At 64.2% G+C, this 18,764-nt stretch carries 15 protein-coding genes; 3 read left to right on the plus strand and 12 right to left on the minus strand.

All coding sequences use genetic code 11. The annotated features are described in order from the left end of the window. Nucleotides 1-16: 16 nt before the first annotated feature. Genes KUL93_RS01230 through KUL93_RS01240 form a run of 3 tightly spaced genes read left to right on the plus strand, consistent with a single transcriptional unit; the run spans nucleotide 17 to nucleotide 3,710 of the window. Nucleotides 17-1,573, plus strand: a complete 1,557-nt coding sequence (locus KUL93_RS01230) for an alpha-amylase family glycosyl hydrolase (RefSeq protein ID WP_217125312.1) — start codon at nucleotides 17-19, stop codon at nucleotides 1,571-1,573. Next, nucleotides 1,570-2,640: an asparaginase domain-containing protein gene (locus KUL93_RS01235; RefSeq protein WP_170141328.1), complete on the plus strand. Its 1,071-nt coding sequence runs from the start codon at nucleotides 1,570-1,572 to the stop codon at nucleotides 2,638-2,640. Before KUL93_RS01230 ends, KUL93_RS01235 begins: the two co-directional genes overlap by 4 nt. Next, entirely contained in the window at nucleotides 2,637-3,710 is a 1,074-nt protein-coding gene (locus tag KUL93_RS01240) for a glucokinase (RefSeq protein WP_217125313.1), read from the plus strand. Before KUL93_RS01235 ends, KUL93_RS01240 begins: the two co-directional genes overlap by 4 nt. Before the next feature lie 14 nt (nucleotides 3,711-3,724). Here KUL93_RS01240 and KUL93_RS01245 read toward each other — a convergent pair whose 3' ends face one another. The 12 genes from KUL93_RS01245 to cysM form a co-directional block, all read right to left on the minus strand. Beyond that, nucleotides 3,725-4,657 (minus strand): histone deacetylase family protein, encoded by a 933-nt coding sequence (locus KUL93_RS01245; protein WP_217125314.1) that lies wholly within the window; start codon nucleotides 4,655-4,657, stop codon nucleotides 3,725-3,727. A gap of 49 nt (nucleotides 4,658-4,706) precedes the next feature. Continuing rightward, nucleotides 4,707-5,741 (minus strand): sigma-70 family RNA polymerase sigma factor, encoded by a 1,035-nt coding sequence (locus KUL93_RS01250; RefSeq protein ID WP_217125315.1) that lies wholly within the window; start codon nucleotides 5,739-5,741, stop codon nucleotides 4,707-4,709. Between the two features lie 38 nt (nucleotides 5,742-5,779). After that, nucleotides 5,780-6,691 (minus strand): M23 family metallopeptidase, encoded by a 912-nt coding sequence (locus KUL93_RS01255; protein ID WP_217125316.1) that lies wholly within the window; start codon nucleotides 6,689-6,691, stop codon nucleotides 5,780-5,782. A gap of 10 nt (nucleotides 6,692-6,701) precedes the next feature. Continuing rightward, nucleotides 6,702-7,385: a protein-L-isoaspartate(D-aspartate) O-methyltransferase gene (locus tag KUL93_RS01260; RefSeq protein ID WP_217125317.1), complete on the minus strand. Its 684-nt coding sequence runs from the start codon at nucleotides 7,383-7,385 to the stop codon at nucleotides 6,702-6,704. A 10-nt stretch (nucleotides 7,386-7,395) separates the two neighbouring features. Beyond that, nucleotides 7,396-8,133, minus strand: coding sequence for a 5'/3'-nucleotidase SurE (surE, locus tag KUL93_RS01265; RefSeq protein WP_217125318.1), 738 nt, complete (start codon nucleotides 8,131-8,133; stop codon nucleotides 7,396-7,398). Between the two features lie 54 nt (nucleotides 8,134-8,187). Continuing rightward, nucleotides 8,188-8,934, minus strand: a complete 747-nt coding sequence (locus tag KUL93_RS01270; RefSeq protein ID WP_217125319.1) for a tRNA threonylcarbamoyladenosine dehydratase — start codon at nucleotides 8,932-8,934, stop codon at nucleotides 8,188-8,190. Beyond that, a complete protein-coding gene (locus tag KUL93_RS01275) occupies nucleotides 8,904-9,860 on the minus strand; it encodes an MBL fold metallo-hydrolase (RefSeq protein WP_217125320.1) in 957 nt (318 codons plus the stop codon). Before KUL93_RS01275 ends, KUL93_RS01270 begins: the two co-directional genes overlap by 31 nt. 5 nt (nucleotides 9,861-9,865) lie before the next feature. Beyond that, entirely contained in the window at nucleotides 9,866-10,327 is a 462-nt protein-coding gene (gene ssb / locus KUL93_RS01280) for a single-stranded DNA-binding protein (protein WP_217125321.1), read from the minus strand. Further along, nucleotides 10,311-11,546, minus strand: a complete 1,236-nt coding sequence (locus KUL93_RS01285) for an MFS transporter (RefSeq protein ID WP_217125322.1) — start codon at nucleotides 11,544-11,546, stop codon at nucleotides 10,311-10,313. Before KUL93_RS01285 ends, ssb begins: the two co-directional genes overlap by 17 nt. 79 nt (nucleotides 11,547-11,625) lie before the next feature. Continuing rightward, nucleotides 11,626-13,092, minus strand: coding sequence for a glutamate synthase subunit beta (locus tag KUL93_RS01290; RefSeq protein ID WP_217125323.1), 1,467 nt, complete (start codon nucleotides 13,090-13,092; stop codon nucleotides 11,626-11,628). A gap of 19 nt (nucleotides 13,093-13,111) precedes the next feature. Continuing rightward, nucleotides 13,112-17,794 (minus strand): glutamate synthase-related protein, encoded by a 4,683-nt coding sequence (locus KUL93_RS01295; protein ID WP_217125324.1) that lies wholly within the window; start codon nucleotides 17,792-17,794, stop codon nucleotides 13,112-13,114. A 66-nt stretch (nucleotides 17,795-17,860) separates the two neighbouring features. Beyond that, the gene (cysM, locus tag KUL93_RS01300; protein WP_217125325.1) at nucleotides 17,861-18,751 is read right to left on the minus strand and encodes a cysteine synthase CysM; all 891 of its coding nucleotides are present in this window, start codon (nucleotides 18,749-18,751) and stop codon (nucleotides 17,861-17,863) included. Nucleotides 18,752-18,764 lie beyond the last annotated feature (13 nt).

Here is an 18,764-nt window from a genome sequence, read left to right on the forward strand (position 1 = left end):
CAAGCCAGTTGCCCACATGGCTGCTTTGCCCACCCCCGCTGCTCCTCCTTACCGCCCCCGCTGGTGGCACGACGCGGTGATTTACACGGTCTGGGTGCGGAGTTTTGCCGACGGTAACGGCGACGGCATCGGCGATCTACTTGGCCTTCTCTCCCGCCTCGACGCCCTTGCGTGGCTGGGCGTCGACACGCTCTGGCTCACACCGATCCACCCCTCCCCGAACGCCGATTTCGGCTACGACGTCACCGACTACTGCGCGATCCATCCCGATTTCGGCACACTCGCCGACTTCGACGCGCTCGTTGCTGAACTGCACCGCCGCGGCATGCGGCTGGTGCTCGATCTGGTGATCAACCACTCGAGCTGCGACCACCCCTGGTTTCGCGCTGCCGAACGGGGCAAAGCCTCTTACCGGGCGTGGTACTACTGGCGCGACGCACCGAACGACTGGGAAGCGATCTTTGGCGGCTCTGCGTGGTCGTGGAGCGAAACCGCGCAACAGTACTACCTCCACCTCTTCCTCCCCCAACAGCCGGATCTCAATTGGGAAAACCCCGACGTGCGCGCCGCGCTTGCCGAAGTCGCCCGCTTCTGGCTCGACCGCGGCGTCGACGGCTTTCGTTTCGATGCGCTCACCGTCCTCAAGAAAGCGCCGGGGTTGCCGTCCGTCGCCCCAACAAGGAGGGAGGCACTCCGCATGGCCACCCCTGAGGCCGAGGCACCTGCCGACACCGCCGTACCCCCCGACACCGCCGTACCCCCATCCCCAAATAGCCCGCTCCTGCCGCAGCCTGCCTGGAGCCATTTCCTGGCCCAACCCGGTCTTGAGGCGCTCTTCGCCGACTTCGTCCGCCGAGCCGGACTCACTCGGGACCACCTGACGCTCGGGGAAGCAAACGGTCTGCCCGTCGAGCGCGCTGCGCCGTGGATCGCCGAGCCCGACGGGCTTCTGTCGCTACTCTTGCACTTCGAACTGTGGCACATCGACCGCCCCACGGCGCAAGGGGGCGCGACGCTCGACACCGTCGCCTTTTCCGAAAGCTGCGTGCGCTGGTGGCAAACCGCACGGGCGCTGGGAACACGCCCCGCCCTCTACCTCGAAAACCATGACCTGCCGCGCGTCGTTTCGCGCTGGGCGGACGATCGTGATCCCGACGCCACGCGACGCGCCGCGAAAGCCTTCGCGGCGGCGCAACTGCTCCAACCGGCGGTGCCGATCCTCTACCAGGGACAAGAGTTGGGTCTGCCGAACGCACGGCTCACCCACTGGGCGCAAATCCACGACCGTGCCGCAGAGCCGACGATCGCCGCGTTGCGCGCCAAAGGGGAGACAGACAGTACGATTCTCGCCGCGCTGAGCCGCACCGGCCGCGACGCGGTGCGCACACCGTACCCGTGGGACGCCACCCAACCTTTCGGCGGTTTCTCCGCAGCCCCACCATGGACGCCGCTTCCCCCGGAGCACCTGCCGCTTGCCTGGCAACAGCAGTACGAAGACCCCCATTCCACGCTTCACTGGTACCGACACCTGATTCATCGGCGGCGACAACGAAACCAAGGAGTAACGCCGTGAGTTCCGCACCCGATCGCCTCACCCACGCGCCACCCGACGCCACGCCCCATCTGGTCTGGATCGCCACCGGCGGCACCATCGCCGGAGCGGGCGTAGGCCACACCTATACCGCTGGCGCGATCGCTGCCGAAACGCTCGCCGCCCGGTGGCGGGTTACCTCGTCCCTTCCCGTGCGCGTACGCACCCCTTACCAAATCGATTCGAAAGAGGCTACCCCCGAAACGTGGCAACAGTTGCACAAGGCCGTCACTGCGGCACTCGCCACCCCTGGCTGTTGCGGCATCCTCATCACCCATGGCACCGACACACTCGAAGAGAGCGCGGCGCTGTTGGCGCTCACCCTCGCCCCGTCAATCCCGGTCGTTCTCACCGGTGCGATGCGTCCCGCCGACGATCCGGAGTCCGATGGTGAAGCCAATTTCCGCGCTGCGCTCGCAATCGCTGCCGATCGGGCAACCCCACCCGGCGTCTGGGTTGCGTTCGCGGGCAAAATTTTCCCTGCGCTCGGCGTGCGCAAAACGCACACCTGCGCGCGCGATGCCTTCGCTGCAGTCGAACCGCTTGAAACCGCCACCACCGAACCCGCGCACACGCCAGCCCCCGCATCGGCCCGCAGCGCCCACCGCATCCCTCCAGATTCCTTGCCGCTACCGCTTCCCGCCGATTGGCCCGCTGTGCCGCTGCTCTCCTGCACCGCATGGGACGACGCCGTGCTTCTCAACGCGGCCGTGCCGGCGGCGGCTGCGTTCGTCCTGCTCTGCCCGGGTCATGGAAGCGTCCCCACGCGTTGGTACGAATCGATCCGCGCCGCGACCGCCTCCGGTACGCCCATCATCCGCGCGAGCCGCTGCAGTTTCGGCCCCGTGCTTCCCCACCCGATCGACGCCGAACTGGGCACCTGGCCTGCTGGGATCCTCAGCGCCGCACAGGCGCGCGTCGCCGCCGCGTTGGTCACGAACGCAACCCCGCTACCTGAAGCACGCGACGCGCTTTGGCGTGCGATTGCCGCCGGAACCGTTCCGTACGCGTCCTGCCCTGCGCCTCATCACGCGGCGAACCCACCATGAGCGAAAACGAAGCGCAAAAAACGCCGCAAGCGACGTTTCTCGTCGCCGACATCGGCGGCACCCACAACCGGTGGCAACGGCTTCGTCTCGACGGCGCACACCTGCACGTAGACACGACCTGGATCGGACGCAACGACGATGCCGCGACCTTTCACGAAGCGTGGCAACGGGCGCTGACAGCACTCCCCGTCACCGAACCCCTTTCCCAGGTCGTGATCGCAGCCGCGGGGCCCGTACACGACGCAACGATCACACTCACGAACCGTCCCACCTGGCGCATCGACGCGGCAACGCTCAGCCGCGTGCTCGGCGCACCCGTTACCCTGCTCAACGACTTCGCCGCGCAAGCCTACGGGCTGCTCACGGTCACCGATGCCGAATGCGAACGGCTCGGCAACCCGTCTGAGCTTGCAGCAACGGCACCGATCGCACCGGAAACCAGCGCTGCGTCCGCGCCACGCTCGCCTCAAGCGACGGTTCCCCAACCCGGTGAACGGCCGCTCGCAGTGATCGGCCCGGGAACCGGGCTCGGGATCGCGTTCTTGTGGCAACCGGCGCGTACACCGGCACCCCTCGTCCTTTCGACAGAAGCGGGCAATCTGCGCCTACCGCTTCTGCCCGAACTGGCGACTCACTGGCCAGCGATCGCGGCAGACGCGCCGGCGCAACAACCCTATTGGGAATGGCTCCTTTCCGGCCCGGGACTCATGCGACTCCATCAGTTCCTCAACGGCGCGACGCTCGCGCCCGAAGCGATCGTCGCCGCCGCGCACGAGGACCCGGAAAGTGCCGCCGCCCACACCGTTACCCTCTTTTCCCGCTTACTGGCCCATTTCGCCGCCGAAGCCACGCTGATGGCGTGGGCGACTCAGGGCGTCGTGCTGGTCGGTAGCCTCGCGAACGCGATCGCGCCGTGGCTGCGGCGGCGAGAATGGCATGACGCGTTCCTGAGCGGTCCACGCTACCGCGACGCGCTCGCCGCAACCCCGCTTTGGCTCGTGCATGCGAGCGACTTGGGGCTACGCGGTGCGGCATATGTTGCGTTTCGCCAGGCACGCGCGGCGCGCTGACCACCAACCGAGCGCTACGCCTCGATCAACGCGCGAATGTGCGCCCCGGCCGAACGGGCGAGCGAACTCATCACGTACCCCCCTTCGAGCATCGAGACGATCGGCGCGGCCCCTCCGGTGATCTCGCGCAGCAAGCGCACCAACTCATGGGTGGCCCACGCGTAATCGCCTTCGCGCAGTGCCAATGAACCCATGTCGTCTTCCAGATGGGAGTCGAACCCAGCAGAGATCAAAAGCAGCTGTGGCTGATGCGCGCGAATCGCCGGCAACCAAAGGTCGGTCACCACTTGACGGAATTCGTCACTGCCCGAACGCGCAGGCAGCGGCACATTGACCATGTGCGGTGGCGGGTTCTCGGTTCCCGAATAGGGATAAAACGGATGCTGGAAGATGCTCACCATCTGCACGCGCGGGTCGTCGCGAAAGATTTCCTCGGTCCCGTTGCCGTGATGGACGTCCCAATCGACGATCGTCACCCGCTCAAGGCCGTGGTGCGCGAGCGCGTGTGCCGCAGCAACCGCAATGTTGTTGAAGAAACAGAACCCCATCGCGCGGGCACGCCCCGCGTGGTGTCCCGGCGGACGCACCAAACAAAAGGCGTTTCCCACCTCGCCGCCGAGCACGAGGTCCACGGCGAGCACCCCTGCACCGGCGGCGCGTTGCGCGGCAACCAGCGTATCGGGGTTCATCGCGGTATCGGGGTCAAGGTGCACCAGCCCGGTGAGCGGCGCGCTCGCCCACAGTTCGTCGAGATACGCGGGGTCATGGACCCGCTCGAGCGCTTCCCGCGTCACCAGCGGCGCCTCATAGGGCACCAGATAGGGGTCTAGACCCTGCGCGATCAGATGGTCGTGAATCGCACTCAAACGCTGCGGGCATTCCGGGTGGTGGCGCCCCATCTCGTGCCGCGCGCAATCCGGATGGGTAATCAGCGCCGTCATCGTCATCCTTCCCTCCCTTTTGCTCTCTTTTTCGTTATCGGACTGGCAAGCTCTGTCAAGAGGTCAACATCTCGTCCGGTCGCACCCCCGATTGCCGCGCGATCCGGCGCAAACGGCGAATCGCCTCCATCTGGATCTGCCGCACCCGCTCCCGCGTCAAGCCGACCTCTTCCGCGAGCTCCTCCAGCGTAGCCGGATCGCGTCCGTCCAAGCCAAAACGGCGGGTCACGATGTAGGCGTAACGGGTGGGCAGCGTATCGAGCCAGCGCCGGATCACCTCGGTCACCTCGCGTTGCGCGATCACCGTTTCGGGCTGAGCGTCGGGTTCGTCGGGCAGATTGTCGACCCATTGCCGTTTGTCGTCGTCGCCCAACGACTCGTCGAGCGAACGCGGCGTCATCCCGACTGCTTGCAGCGAATGGAGATCAGCAAGCGCAATCCCAAGCGCTTCGGCCAGTTCGCCATCGCTGCAATCTTCCCCTTGCAAAGTCCGCTCCGCTGCGCGCATCTGTCCCAGCCGGCGGTGGATGTGGGTCGGCAGCCGAACGGTTCGGCTCTGATTGATCACCGCCCGTTCGATCGCCTGGCGAATCCACCAGGTTGCGTAGGTCGAAAAGCGAAAACCGCGCTCCGGGTCGTATTTCTCCAGCGCATGAATGAGCCCCAGGTTCCCCTCCTCGATGAGATCCAGGAAGGGCACCCCCCGATGCTGGTAGTGTTTGGCGATGCTCACCACGAGCCGCAAATTGCTTTCGATCATCTGCTGCCGCGCCGCTTCGTCCCCGGCTTTGGCGCGGCGGGCAAGCGCCAACTCCTCTTGGGGGGCAAGGAGACTGATCGCACCGATGGCGTCCAGGTAACGGTAGGCGAGATCGGAAAAGAGTTCGTCATCCAACGCCTCGTCGGCACCGTCGATGAGCGCTTCGCCCTCCGGCCGCTCGGAACCCCATTCTGGCGTATCCAAGCCGGACCAACGCTTCTCAGCCGCGCTTTCCTGGGTCATTTCGTCCGGTAGGCTTTCAAGTAGCCCCTCGTCGGCGTATTCTTGCGCCCGCTTGGGTTCGTCTTTTGCGGTTTTCGTACGGGCCATCACACCTCCTTCCCACTGGGTGCGCCGCGACCGTTCGGTCACGATTTGGGTAAGACGCTCTCCGGATCGATCGCTTTACCCGCGCGACGGATCTGGAAGTGGAGCTTTGGCCGATCGGTATTGCCGCTTTTTCCCATCCGCGCGATCGTCTGTCCCCGCTTGACCGCATCGCCCTCCTTCACCACCACCTTGTCGTTGTGGGCATAAACGGAAACGTAGTCGTCTGCGTGCTGTAGGATCACGATCAGCCCAAACCCTTCGATCCCTTCGCCCACATAGGAGACCGTCCCGTCCATCGCCGCAACCACCGGTTCCCCCACATTGCCGCCAATGTCGATCCCTTTGCGGGTTTTGCCGTCGAACGGCGCAAGCACCGGCCCCCGCGCGGGCCACATCCAGCCGCTTGCGCCTGCCGCCAGTGGCGCCGTCACAGGTTGCCCAGCGGCCGCAGCACCGCTTTCGGACGCACTTGCGGCAGGAGCAGCCGTGAGCGGCGGCGCACTCAAGCGCCCGCCGGTGGCCGCGTTCGACGCGGCAGGAGCCGAGCTGCCACGCACCTGGGCTTGCGGCGCTTCGGCTGGTGCGCTCGGGGCGACGGGGAAGACCTGAACCCCAGTTGCGCCACCATCGGAAGCAGTTCCAGGACGCAACCGCAGCTGCTGGCCGACAAAGATGCGGTCCGGGCGACTCAAGCCGTTCAGCTGGACCAACGTCTCGGGCGCGACCCCATAGCGGCGGGCGATGGCGGTGAGCGTCTCGCCGGGCGCCACTTGATGGAATTCGGGAATCGCGGGAGCCGTCCCTACGTTTCCGCCCCCCATCGTCGGGGCGGTTGGCGCCCCGCTACTGCGCTCGACCACCGGGGATTTCACCGGTGTTGCACACCCAGCGAGCACGACCATCGCCACCGTCGCCCACAATCCGACTCGCATCGCAATCCGTTCCCTCATGTCCGTTCTCCTATTCCACGCCGGCAACGAGCGGCACGAACCGCACCGGCTCGACGGTTTCTGCCACCCACTGCCCATTTTTCTGCTGCCAGACCGTCAACCACTGCGCCGTCTCGTCCCCCATCGGCGCGACGATTCGGCCGTGGGGCGCTAGCTGTTCGAACCACGCCGCAGGAGGCTTCGCGCACGCTGCCGCAACGAGGATCGCGTCGAACGGCGCCGCTTCCGGCAACCCCGCAGCGCCATCTCCCCACTTCAAGCGCACGTTGGCGAACCGAAACGGTCGCAAGTTGGCTTTCGCCTGTTCGAAAAGCGCCTGGATCCGCTCCACACCGAACACCTCGGGGACCAAATGGGCGAGCAGGGCCGTTTGATACCCACACCCCACCCCGATTTCGAGCACCTTGTTCGGCTGCGGCGGGGCGAGGAGCAATTCCAACATCCGTGCGACGATATAGGGTTGTGAGATGGTTTGTCGATGTCCGATCGGCAACGCGACATTCGCATACGCTTGATATTGGAGCGCCGCATCGACGAACTGGTGACGCGGTACCCGCCTCATCGCGTCGAGCACGCGCGCGTCACGAATCCCTTCGGCTGCCAATTGCTGCACCAGCGCGTCGCGTTGGCGGCGAAACGGCGCGTCACCACGCACCGTTTCGTTCGCTTCCTGCCAACGCAACTGGTGCGCCATGGGCTGCTCCTTACGCCAGCCACGCGCGCAGCGCGTCGATGCCCTCGTAATCGGTGAGGTCGATCTGGAGCGGCGTCACCGAAACGTAGCCTTGTTCCACCGCATGGAAATCGGTACCCGGTCCGGCGTCGGCCGCTCCGCCTGCTGGGCCAATCCAATAGACGGTCTCCCCCCGCGGATTGGTTCCCTTGATGAGCGGCTCCGCCTTGTGGCGCCGCCCCAGCCGCGTCACTTCGATCCCTTTGATCGCCTCGAGCGGCAAGTCGGGAACATTGACGTTCAAAAGCACCCGACCCAACGGGTTCGTTTGTGCCCGCCCCACCAACTGGGCGGCAATCGCCGCAGCCGCCACGAACGACTGCGGATTCTTACTCACCAGTGAGATCGCCAACGAAGGCACCCCGAGCAGATACCCTTCCATCGCAGCGGCGACGGTCCCCGAATAGATGGTATCGTCGCCCATGTTCGCGCCGAGGTTGATGCCCGATACGACCATATCGGGGACGACATCGAGCATCCCGGTAACCGCCAGATGGACGCAGTCGCTCGGTGTGCCGTTGACGAACCAGAACCCATTGGGCGCGCGCCGCAGCATGAGCGGACGGTCGAGGGTGAGGGAGTTGCTTGCGCCACTGCGGTCGCGCTCCGGAGCGACCACCGTCACCTCGCCGTACGCACGCAGTGCTTGTGCCAATGCTTCGATACCCGGGGAAAAATAGCCGTCGTCGTTACTGATCAGGATCCGCATCGCGCTCTCGAATCAGGGAAAAGGCCCTTCTTTCGGGAATCTTACCATAGGCGCTCAGCGCGCAATGAGCCGCTCGAGCATCCATTGGGCCGCAGCAAACCCCATCGCCCCGGTCACGGTGACCACCGAACCGTATCCGGCACACGCCAGTCCCGCAGCCGGGTCACAGGCAGCGCCGCGCACCATCGGTTCGTCGCTGAAAACGACCTTCACGCCCATTTTGCGCGGCGCGCGGGGAAAACCGTAGAGGCGCCGCAGGCGGCTGCGCACCTTCGCAAGCAACGGATCTTGGATCGCCGACGCGAGATCGGCACAGCGAATCCGCGTCGGGTCGCGTTTGCCGCCGGCAGCGCCCGCTAGGATCAACGGGGTGCCGCTTTCCCGCGCCCAACAGGCAAGGGCAACCTTCGCCTTGCCGTCGTCGGTCGCATCGATCACGCCATCGGGCGCCTCGGCAAGGAGCGTTGCGACGTTTTCCGGGGTCACGAACGCATCGACCGGACGCACGTCAAGCTCAGGCGCAATCTGAGCAAAACGTTCGGCAAGCGCCGTCACTTTGGCCATCCCGCAGGTGGTGCGCAGCGCCTGTACCTGTCGGTTGAGGTTACTTTCGACGACCACGTCCATGTCGATGAGCGTGAGGCGTCCCACGCCGCTACGCGCCAACGCCTCGGCAGCCCACGAACCGACACCGCCCAGACCGACCACCACAACGTGCGCCGCGGTGAGTCGCGCCAAGCCGTCGGTGCCAAAGAGATTTGCGAGCGCCGTCAGACGGCGCGGACGGTCCGATCGCGCCAAATGCCCAACCCCTGCGCGTTCAATTCGAGATCCCACGCGAGGAACTCGAGTAACATCTCGCCGGTAAGCGGCCACCCTTGGCGTTCCCCCTCTTCGAGCATCAACGCCCGCAGCCCCTCCAAGATCTCGAGGTGACGCGTCGTCCCCTCGCCGCGCGCCGAACGGGCGATCCCGACGTACGCATCGACCAGGCGGTTGTGTTCCGCAACCAGACGCGCCACTTCGGTCACCCCGCCAAAGTGGGTGAGGTACGCCTTTTCCGGCGCAAGCGCGGCGATGCGGTTCGTCGTCGCCACGAGCGCATCCGGGTCGAACTCGCTTGGCGTCGTGGTCGGGACCACCGTCGGACGCCCCTCGACGTCGAGCTCCCGGTACGACAACCCCAACGTGTCGCCCGTAAATACGATCCGCACCGTTTCATCCCAATAAAAGAGGTGATGGCGCGCGTGTCCCGGCGCGTCGAACGCCACGATGGTGTGATCGCCAACGGTGAATCGCTGCCCCTCCGTTGCCGGGATCACCCGCTCTTCGGGCACGGGCATCAGGTAACCGTAGAGCGCAAAGGCTTGCGCTTCACCGTAGACGGCACACGTTGCCTGCCACAGGCGCGAAGGGTCGATCAGATGGCGCGCGCCGCGCGGATGGACCACCACCTGCGCGTTGGGAAGCGCAGCCAACAACTGCCCCGTCCCCCCCGCATGGTCGAGGTGGATATGGGTGAGAAAAAGATAACGGACCGCTTCCGGCGCGATTCCGCTTCTGGCCAGAGTTTCCAGGTAACGCGGCAACGCGCTATTGACGCCCGTATCGAAGAACGCCGCTTCGTTTCCCGCTGCCAAGAGATAGACTGCAGCGAGATTGGAGCGAAGATAACCGGTATCGATCGTGGCAACGCCACGATCGTCCCACACCACCGTTTCGGACATAATCGTCAGAACGGGATATCGTCGTCGGCAAAGCCATTATCGACGAACGGCGCCGCCGCGGCACTGGGCGCGCCAGACGGTTGCGCAGCCGGAGCTGCCGCCGGTTGCATCGGCACATCGCCTTCGCTGCCCCCGCGCGAACCCAGCATTTTGAAGGTATCGCCACGGATTTCGGTCGTATAACGCTCTTGTCCGTTCTGGTCGGTCCATTTGCGGGTGCGAATCGACCCTTCGATATAGACGGGGGACCCTTTTTTTAGATACTGCGCGGCGACCTCCGCCTGCCGCCCAAAGAAGACGACGCGGTGCCACTCGGTCTGTTCGCGCATCTCACCGGTTTGCTTGTCACGCCACCGTTCCGACGTCGCCACGGAGAGATTCACCACCGGCTCACCGCTGGGCAGATACCGCGTTTCGGGGTCGCGCCCGAGATTGCCGACCAGAATGACTTTATTGACCGATGCCATGCTTCACCTCCTCGATGCCCTCTGCCGGGGGAGAGAGCCGTTGCGCGGAAGCATACCACAAAACCCCTGCCAGGGCGCAGGCAAGGAAGAGCGCACCACTCCCCCAGTGTTGCGCTACCCAACCGCCGAATGCTCCGCCCGCGAAAAGCCCCAACGACTGCAGCGTGTTATAGACCCCCAACGCTGCCCCTTTGTATCGCGATGGTGCCACTTTCGAAATCCACGACGGCTGGGTCGCTTCGAGCACGTTGAACGCGACGAAAAAAAGCGTGAGCGCTACACCCAACGACCACAGGCCGCTGCGGTCCGGGAAAAAGGCCAACAGGGCGAACCCCAGTTGCATCGCGACCAGCAACAGCACCGCCCCCCGATAGACCGCAGCGATTTTCCCCCGCTTCTCGGCGAGGATCACCAGCGGCACCATCACGAGCAACGCGACCACCACCGCGACCGCATAGACCTGCCAGTGGGCCGATACCGGCAACCCAGCCTGTGCGACCAACAGGGCGGGAACGACTACCCACATCGCCATCTGGACGAAGTGCAGGCAAAAGACGCCGAAATCGAGACGCAGCAAGCGGGAATCCCGTAACACGACCGCAAACCCGCAGCGTTGCGCTTCCTGGTGCGTCACACCTTGCGTTGGGGTGAGCGGCGATGGGTTGGGCACCCCCCGCGCAACCATCACGAGCGCCAGCACCCCCATCACCGCGGTGAGGAGAAAGATGCCGCGCATCCCGACCACTCCGTAGAGCCACGGCGCCACCGCCAGCGACCCCGCAAACGCCAACCCGATCGACGCCCCGATCATCGCCATCGCGCGCGTGCGAAACGTTGGAGCGGTCAAATCGGCGACGAGCGCGGTCACTGCGGACGAAATCGCCCCGGCCCCCTGAATGGCGCGCGCCGCAACCAGCCAGTGCACGGTCGGCGCCCACGCGGCCAACAGCCCACCGAGCACGAACAACACCAACCCGAAGTAGATGACCGGTTTGCGTCCCCAACGGTCCGACGCCCACCCAAGCGGCAACAACAAAAGCGCCTGGGTCAATCCATACACCCCCAACGCCAAACCGACCATCGACGCCGAATCGCCGCCCGGCAAGTGGCGCGCATAGTCGGCAAGCACCGGGAGTACCAGAAAGAGTCCGACCATGCGCAGCGCAAAGACCGCCGCCAGGCGCGCCGCAACCTTTCGCTCCTCTCCTCGATTCGTCATGCCTGCTCCATAAATGGCAAAGGCGCCCCCGTTTGTAGCCAAGAGGCGCCCCCAAGAGATGCCGTTACCCCGGAAGGACTCAGCGCGGCAGGATCGATGAGCCCATCAGCACCTCGTCGACGGCCCGCGCGCACTGCCGGCCTTCGCGAATCGCCCAGACCACGAGCGATTGCCCACGGCGGCAGTCCCCTGCGACGAAGACGCCGGGCACGTTCGTCGCGTAGGCGTTGGGCCCATCGGTGGCCGCAGCCGCGTTACCGCGAGCGTCTTTTTCGATCCCGAACGCATCGAGCAGCTCTTGCGCCGGATGAACAAACCCCATCGCGAGGAAGACAAGGTCGGCAGGCAGTTCGAATTCGCTATCGGGAATCTCGACTGGCTTGCCGCTCGACCAGTCGAGCCGCGCCAAGCGAATCGCGCGAACGCGCCCCTGCTCGTCCCCGAGGAACGCTTTGGTCATCACCGCCCATTCGCGGACGACCCGCCCCTCTTCGTGCGAGGTCGAGGTCCGCAGCTTGTGCGGCCAATAGGGCCAAGTGACGAGCTTGGCTTCCTTTTCCGGCGGTTTGGGGAGCAGCTCGAGTTGGGTGACCGAAAGCGCCCCTTGACGCAGGCTCGTCCCGGTACAGTCGGCGCCAGTATCCCCGCCGCCGATCACGATCACGTGCTTGCCTTTGGCGTCGATGGGGTTTGGCCGATCCCCCGCGACCGCTTTGTTTTGCGGCGTAAGGAACTTCATCGCGAAATAAATGCCCGCAAGCTGGCGCCCCGGCACGTCGAGGTCCCGCGGCACTTCCGACCCCACCGCAAGGACCACGGCGTCGAACTGCGCCCGCAGTGCTTCTGGGGTGATCGACTCGGTGGCGTCGTCGTTCACCGCTTCCGGGAGCGGCGGGCCCACCCGCACACGGGTGCGGAAGACCACCCCTTCTGCTTCCATCTGCGCGATCCGGCGGTCGATCAGCCACTTTTCGAGCTTGAAGTCGGGAATCCCGTAGCGCAGGAGCCCCCCGATGCGGTCGCTCTTTTCGAACACGGTAACGCTATGTCCGGCACGCGCCAGCTGCTGGGCACACGCCAGTCCTGCCGGGCCCGAGCCGACCACCGCGATCTGCTTCCCGGACTTGTCGCGCGCCGGTTCCGGAACGATCCAGCAGTGTTCCCAACCGGTATCGGCGATATACCGCTCGATCGATTTGATACCGACGGGGTCGTCGTCGAGGTTGAGCGTGCAGGCCGCTTCGCACGGTGCCGGACAGATGCGGCCGGTGAATTCCGGGAAGTTGTTGGTGCTGTGCAACACCGTCACCGCCTCGCGGACGTTACCGCGATAGACGAGGTCGTTCCAGTCAGGGATGAGGTTGTTCACCGGACAACCGTTGTTGCAGAACGGGATCCCACAATCCATGCACCGCGCACCTTGAATCTTCGCCTGTTCGTCGGTGAGGCGATGCACGAACTCTTTGAACGATCGGACCCGCACCTCGGGCGCTTCGTACGCCTCGGAAATGCGCGCAAATTCCAGAAAACCGGTTGGTTTACCCATCGTTGTTTTCCCTTATCGATCAAGCGGACTGCGTTTCCCGTGCCTGCGCCATCTCACCGAGTGCGCGACGGTATTCGTGCGGGAAGACTTTGACGAAACGGGTCCGCCAGTGACTCCAGTGGGCCAAGATCTCTTTCGCGCGGCGGCTGCCCGTGAAATGGGCATGCCGCTCGATCAACCCTTTGAGGATCAATTCGTCACCCATCGTCAGGTGGTCGATCTCGACGAACCCGTGCGACTCGAGCTCTGGGCCGCAGTCACACTCGGCGCGCGCAGCGATCTCGTCCGGCAACGGTTCCAGCGCCACCATCGCGAGGTTACACCGCTCCGCAAACGTGCCATCCTCGTCGAGGACGTAAGCGATCCCACCGGACATCCCGGCGGCGAAGTTGCGTCCAGTGCGTCCCAAAACGACCACCGTACCCCCGGTCATATATTCGCAGCCGTGATCGCCCACCCCTTCGACGACCGCGACGGCGCCCGAATTCCGCACCGCGAAACGCTCACCGGCAACGCCACAGAAATAGGCCTCCCCTTCGATCGCCCCGTAGAGCACCGTATTCCCCACGATGATGTTTTGGGTCGGTTCGCCCCGGAACTCCGGCGACGGACGCACGATCACGCGACCGCCGGAAAGCCCTTTGCCGACGTAGTCGTTCGCTTCGCCGATGAGATCGAAGGTAATCCCGCGTGCGAGGAACGCTGCGAAGCTTTGGCCCGCGGTGCCGCGCAACGTCACGTGGATCGTATCGTTCGGCAGCCCTTTGTGGCCGTAACGCTTCGCCACCTCCCCGGAGAGCATCGCCCCGACGGTACGGTTGACGTTACGCACCGCTAGGTCGATGCGCACGGCGTCGCCCCGGGTCAGCGCCGGTTGCGCGGCGCGGATCAACTGATGGTCGAGCGCCTTTTCGAGCCCATGGTCCTGCGTTTCGCAGTGATAATGGGGAGTTTCGCCGTAGCCCTTGGGCTTGGCGAGAATGCGCGAAAAGTCGAGCCCTTTGGCTTTCCAATGGTCGATCGCCGGGCGCATCTCAAGGAGTTCGTGCGCCCGACCGATAAGCTCGTCGAAGCGGCGCACCCCGAGCTCGCTCATCAACTGCCGCACCTCTTCGGCAACGAAGAAGAAGTAGTTGATCACGTGCTCAGGTTGCCCGACGAAACGGCGGCGCAGTTCCGGGTCTTGCGTCGCCACCCCCACCGGACAGGTGTTCAAGTGGCACTTGCGCATCATGATGCACCCTTCGGCAACCAACGGCGCGGTGGCAAAGCCGAATTCGTCGGCCCCTAAAAGCGCCCCGATCACCACGTCGCGCCCCGTCTTCATCTGGCCATCCACTTGCAGCCGCACCCGGCCCCGCAAGCGGTTGCGCACGAGCGTCTGCTGCGTTTCCGCAAGCCCCAGTTCCCACGGCGTCCCGGCATGTTTGATCGACGAAAGAGGGGACGCGCCGGTGCCGCCGTCGTGCCCAGCGATCACGATGTGGTCGGCTTTCGCCTTCGCCACACCCGCGGCAACGGTGCCGACCCCCACTTCGGAGACCAGTTTCACCGAGATCGACGCGTTCGGATTGACGTTTTTGAGGTCGTGGATGAGCTGCGCCAGATCCTCGATCGAATAGATGTCGTGGTGCGGCGGCGGCGAAATCAATCCGACCCCCGGCACCGAGTGGCGGAGGAACCCGATGTACTCGGAGACCTTGTGCCCCGGCAGTTGCCCGCCTTCGCCCGGCTTGGCCCCTTGCGCCATCTTGATCTGGATCTGGTCGGCATTCACCAAGTATTCGGTGGTCACCCCGAAGCGGCCAGACGCCACCTGCTTGATCGCAGAGCGCAGGCTATCCCCCGCTTTGAGCGGAATATCCCGCACGACGCGGTCTTTGCCAAGCACTTCCGCGAGTGTCGTGTCGCGCGTGATCGGGGCAAACCGCGCCGGGTCCTCCCCACCCTCGCCGGTGTTCGATTTCCCGCCGATGCGGTTCATCGCGATCGCAAGCGTCGTGTGCGCTTCGGTCGAAATCGAACCGAGCGACATCGCACCGGTTGCAAACCGTTTGACGATTTCGCTTGCTGGCTCCACTTCATCGAGCGGCACCGGCTCGGCCGCTTTCTTGAACTGGAAGAGCCCGCGCAAGGTCATCAGCCGCTTCGACTGATCGTTGATGATCCGCGCGTATTCGGCGTAGGTTTCGAACTTGCCGGTGCGCACCGCGTGCTGCATCTTGGCGATCGCATCGGGCGTCCACATGTGCTCTTCGCCGCGATGGCGCCACGCGTATTCCCCGCCGACATCAAGCATTTTCTCGAGCGTCAGCTCTTTTCCGTACGCCGCTTGATGCATGCGGATCGCCTCTTCCATGATCGTAAAGAGGTCGATCCCCTCCACCTGACTGACCGTCCCGGTGAAGTATTTGTCACACACCGCTTGTTGGATCCCCACCGCCTCGAAGATTTGCGCCCCGGTATAGGACATGTAGGTGGAGATCCCCATTTTCGACATCACCTTCATCAGGCCTTTGCCTACCGCCTTGATGAAGTGCTGGATGTATTTCGCTTCGAGCGCTTCGTCGCCATTGGCGAGCTCTTTGAGCGTCATGAGCGCGAGGTAAGGGTGCACCGCCTCGGCGCCGTAGCCCGCCAGCACCGCAAAGTGGTGGACTTCGCGCGCCGATCCGGTTTCGACCACCAACCCGGTGCGGGTGCGTAACCCTTTGTTCACCAGGTGCTGATGCACCGCCGAGAGGCCAAGAAGCGCCGGCACCGCAACCCGTTCACGATCGACTTTGCGGTCGGAAAGGATCAAGATGTTGTACCCGTTGAGCACCGCATCCTCGGCCTGCGCCTGCAGCGACGCCAAGAACGCTTCGACCGCCTCTTTGCCCCAGGAAACGGGGTAGGTGAGGTCGAGTTCGAAGCTCTTGAAGCGACCGTCGGTAAAACGGGCAATCTCCCGCACCTTCGCCATCGCGGCAAAATCGAGCACCGGCTGCGGCACTTCGAGCCGGTAGGGTGGGTTGATCTCGTTGAGTTCGAGGAGGTTGGGCTTCGGCCCGATGAACGAAACCAGCGACATCACCAGCTGTTCGCGGATCGGGTCGATCGGCGGGTTGGTCACCTGCGCAAAAAGTTGCCGGAAGTAGTGGTAGAGCAACTTTGGACGGTTCGAAAGCACCTCGAGCGGCGCGTCGTTGCCCATCGACCCCACCGCCTCTTCCCCGGTTTTCGCCATCGGCTCGAGGATAAATTTGAGATCCTCTTGGGTGTATCCAAACGCCTGCTGCAGGTCGAGGATCGGCTGCTTGCTCAAGCTTGCCGCGATCGACGACGCGCTGGGTGCCGGCAACGAGTCGATATGGATGTTGATCCGCTCCAACCACTCCCGGTACGGTTTGGCATTGGCAAGCGTCGTCTTCAACTCTTCGTCTTCGATGATTCGCCCTTGCGCCATGTCGATGAGGAACATCCGCCCGGGCTGTAGCCGCCATTTGCGCACGATCCGCTCTTCAGGGATCGGTAAGACTCCCGCCTCGGAGGCCATCACCACGACGTCGTCGTCGGTGATCAGATAGCGCGCGGGCCGCAAGCCGTTGCGGTCGAGCGTTGCGCCAATCTGGCGCCCGTCGGTGAAGGCCACCGCGGCAGGACCGTCCCACGGTTCCATCATCGCGGCGTGGTATTCGTAGAACGCGCGCCGCCGCGGCTCCATCTTGGTGTGCGCTTCCCACGCTTCCGGGATCAGCATCATCATCGCGTGCGCAAGCGAATAGCCGGCCATCACCAGGAGTTCCAGCGCATTGTCGAACGACGCCGAGTCGGACTGACCGGGATAGATGATCGGCCAGAGCTTCTCCAAGTCATGCCCGAGGAGGGTAGAGGAGACCCCGCGCTCGCGCGCGCGCATCCAGTTGTAGTTGCCGCGCAGCGTATTGATCTCGCCGTTGTGGGCGATGAAGCGAAATGGGTGCGCCAAGCGCCACTCGGGGAAGGTATTGGTCGAAAAGCGCTGATGGACTAGCGCCAATGCCGATTCGCAGCGCGGATCGACAAGATCCCGGTAGTACTCGCCCACTTGATGCGCCAACAGTTGCCCTTTATAGACGACGGTGCGCGCCGAGAACGACGGGACGTAGAACTCTTTGGCGTGTTCGAGCTTAAGCGACAGGATCGCGTTCGCCGCGCGGCGACGAATCACGTAGAGCTTGCGTTCGAGCGCATCGGTCACCATGATGTTGGGGCCGCGGCCGATGAAGAGCTGACGGATCACCGGCTCTTTCGCCTTCACCGCCGGCGACATCGGCATCTCGTGATTGACCGGGACGTCACGCCATCCGAGCACCACCTGCCCTTCTGCGACGACGGCGCGCTCGAGCGCCTCTTCACAGGCGCGGCGCGCGGCAGGCTCCTTGGGCAGGAAAATCATTCCGACGCCGTACTCCCCTGCCGGTGGCAAGGTCACCCCCTGCTTCGCCATCTCTTCGCGGTAGAGGCGGTCGGGAATTTGAATCAGAATGCCCGCGCCGTCGCCCTGCAGCGGATCGGCGCCTACTGCGCCGCGGTGGTCGAGATTCTTGAGGATCTCAAGCCCTTGCAAGATGAATTCGTGCCGTTTTTCGCCGCGGATATGGGCGACGAAACCCACCCCGCAAGCGTCGTGTTCCAGATGCGGGCGGTAGAGCCCTTCATTCCAATCGTGCTCGGACATCGTGCTTCCTTCTGAGTGCGGATCGAGCCAAAAGACGGACAAACCGGTCTATTTTAGCGCAAACGGTCAAGCTGGGAAGACCCCTGTTGACAAATACCGATCCCCCCGGTCACAGACGATGAACACGATCACCGCATCCGATAGGGTTTCGGCAATGCGCAGCGTCACTGCCAACGCGCCGCCCGATGAGATTCCAGCAAAGATTCCCTCTTCGCGCGCCAATCGCCGCGTCATCGCCTCGGCCTCGGCTTGCGAGACATACTCCAGCCGATCGACGCGATGGGGCTCGTAGATTTTCGGTAAGTATTCCGGCGGCCACTTGCGGATCCCGGGAATCTGTGACCCCTCGTCCGGCTGACACCCGATGATCTGGATCGCCGGGTTTTTCTCTTTGAGGAAACGCGACACGCCCATGATCGTTCCCGTAGTTCCCATACTGGAAACAAAATGGGTGATGCGGCCGTGGGTCTGTTCCCAAATCTCCGGCCCGGTGCCGGTGTAGTGCGCTAGCGGATTGTCTGGATTGGCGAACTGGTTGAGGATGATCCCCTTACCTTCACGCTCCATCTGCTCCGCAACGTCACGCGCCAACTCCATGCCGCCATCTTTGGGGGTCAGGACGAGCTCGGCGCCAAACGCGCGCATCGTCTGGCGCCGTTCCACGCTCTGGTTTTCCGGCATCACCAGGATCATCCGGTACCCGCGAATCGCCGCCGCCATCGCCAACGCGATTCCGGTGTTGCCGCTGGTTGCCTCGATCAGAGTATCGCCGGGCTTGATCCGGCCGCGTGCTTCGGCCTGACGGATCATCGAGAGCGCCGGACGATCCTTCACCGATCCGGCGGGATTGTTCCCTTCCAATTTTGCCAAAATGGTATTGTTCTTCCCCGCCGTGATGCGTTGCAACCGCACGAGCGGCGTATTGCCGACAAACGCTTCGATCGTTGGAAATTCCATCCTTGACTCCTTT

Origin of the sequence: Hydrogenophilus thiooxidans, from assembly GCF_019049855.1 — a bacterium.
Lineage (GTDB): Bacteria > Pseudomonadota > Gammaproteobacteria > Burkholderiales > Rhodocyclaceae > Hydrogenophilus > Hydrogenophilus thiooxidans.

What these genes read in the sequence shown, in the direction of transcription:
- ssb (WP_217125321.1), bottom strand. Translation starts at nt 10,327, where the DNA reads ATGGCATCGGTCAATAAAGTCATTCTGGTCGGCAATCTCGGGCGCGAC.
- KUL93_RS01290 (WP_217125323.1), bottom strand. Translation starts at nt 13,092, where the DNA reads ATGGGTAAACCAACCGGTTTTCTGGAATTTGCGCGCATTTCCGAGGCG.
- KUL93_RS01285 (WP_217125322.1), bottom strand. Translation starts at nt 11,546, where the DNA reads ATGACGAATCGAGGAGAGGAGCGAAAGGTTGCGGCGCGCCTGGCGGCG.
- cysM (WP_217125325.1), bottom strand. Translation starts at nt 18,751, where the DNA reads ATGGAATTTCCAACGATCGAAGCGTTTGTCGGCAATACGCCGCTCGTG.
- KUL93_RS01240 (WP_217125313.1), top strand. Translation starts at nt 2,637, where the DNA reads ATGAGCGAAAACGAAGCGCAAAAAACGCCGCAAGCGACGTTTCTCGTC.
- KUL93_RS01250 (WP_217125315.1), bottom strand. Translation starts at nt 5,741, where the DNA reads ATGGCCCGTACGAAAACCGCAAAAGACGAACCCAAGCGGGCGCAAGAA.
- KUL93_RS01260 (WP_217125317.1), bottom strand. Translation starts at nt 7,385, where the DNA reads ATGGCGCACCAGTTGCGTTGGCAGGAAGCGAACGAAACGGTGCGTGGT.
- KUL93_RS01295 (WP_217125324.1), bottom strand. Translation starts at nt 17,794, where the DNA reads ATGTCCGAGCACGATTGGAATGAAGGGCTCTACCGCCCGCATCTGGAA.
- KUL93_RS01255 (WP_217125316.1), bottom strand. Translation starts at nt 6,691, where the DNA reads ATGAGGGAACGGATTGCGATGCGAGTCGGATTGTGGGCGACGGTGGCG.
- KUL93_RS01275 (WP_217125320.1), bottom strand. Translation starts at nt 9,860, where the DNA reads ATGTCCGAAACGGTGGTGTGGGACGATCGTGGCGTTGCCACGATCGAT.
- KUL93_RS01245 (WP_217125314.1), bottom strand. Translation starts at nt 4,657, where the DNA reads ATGACGATGACGGCGCTGATTACCCATCCGGATTGCGCGCGGCACGAG.
- surE (WP_217125318.1), bottom strand. Translation starts at nt 8,133, where the DNA reads ATGCGGATCCTGATCAGTAACGACGACGGCTATTTTTCCCCGGGTATC.
- KUL93_RS01230 (WP_217125312.1), top strand. Translation starts at nt 17, where the DNA reads ATGGCTGCTTTGCCCACCCCCGCTGCTCCTCCTTACCGCCCCCGCTGG.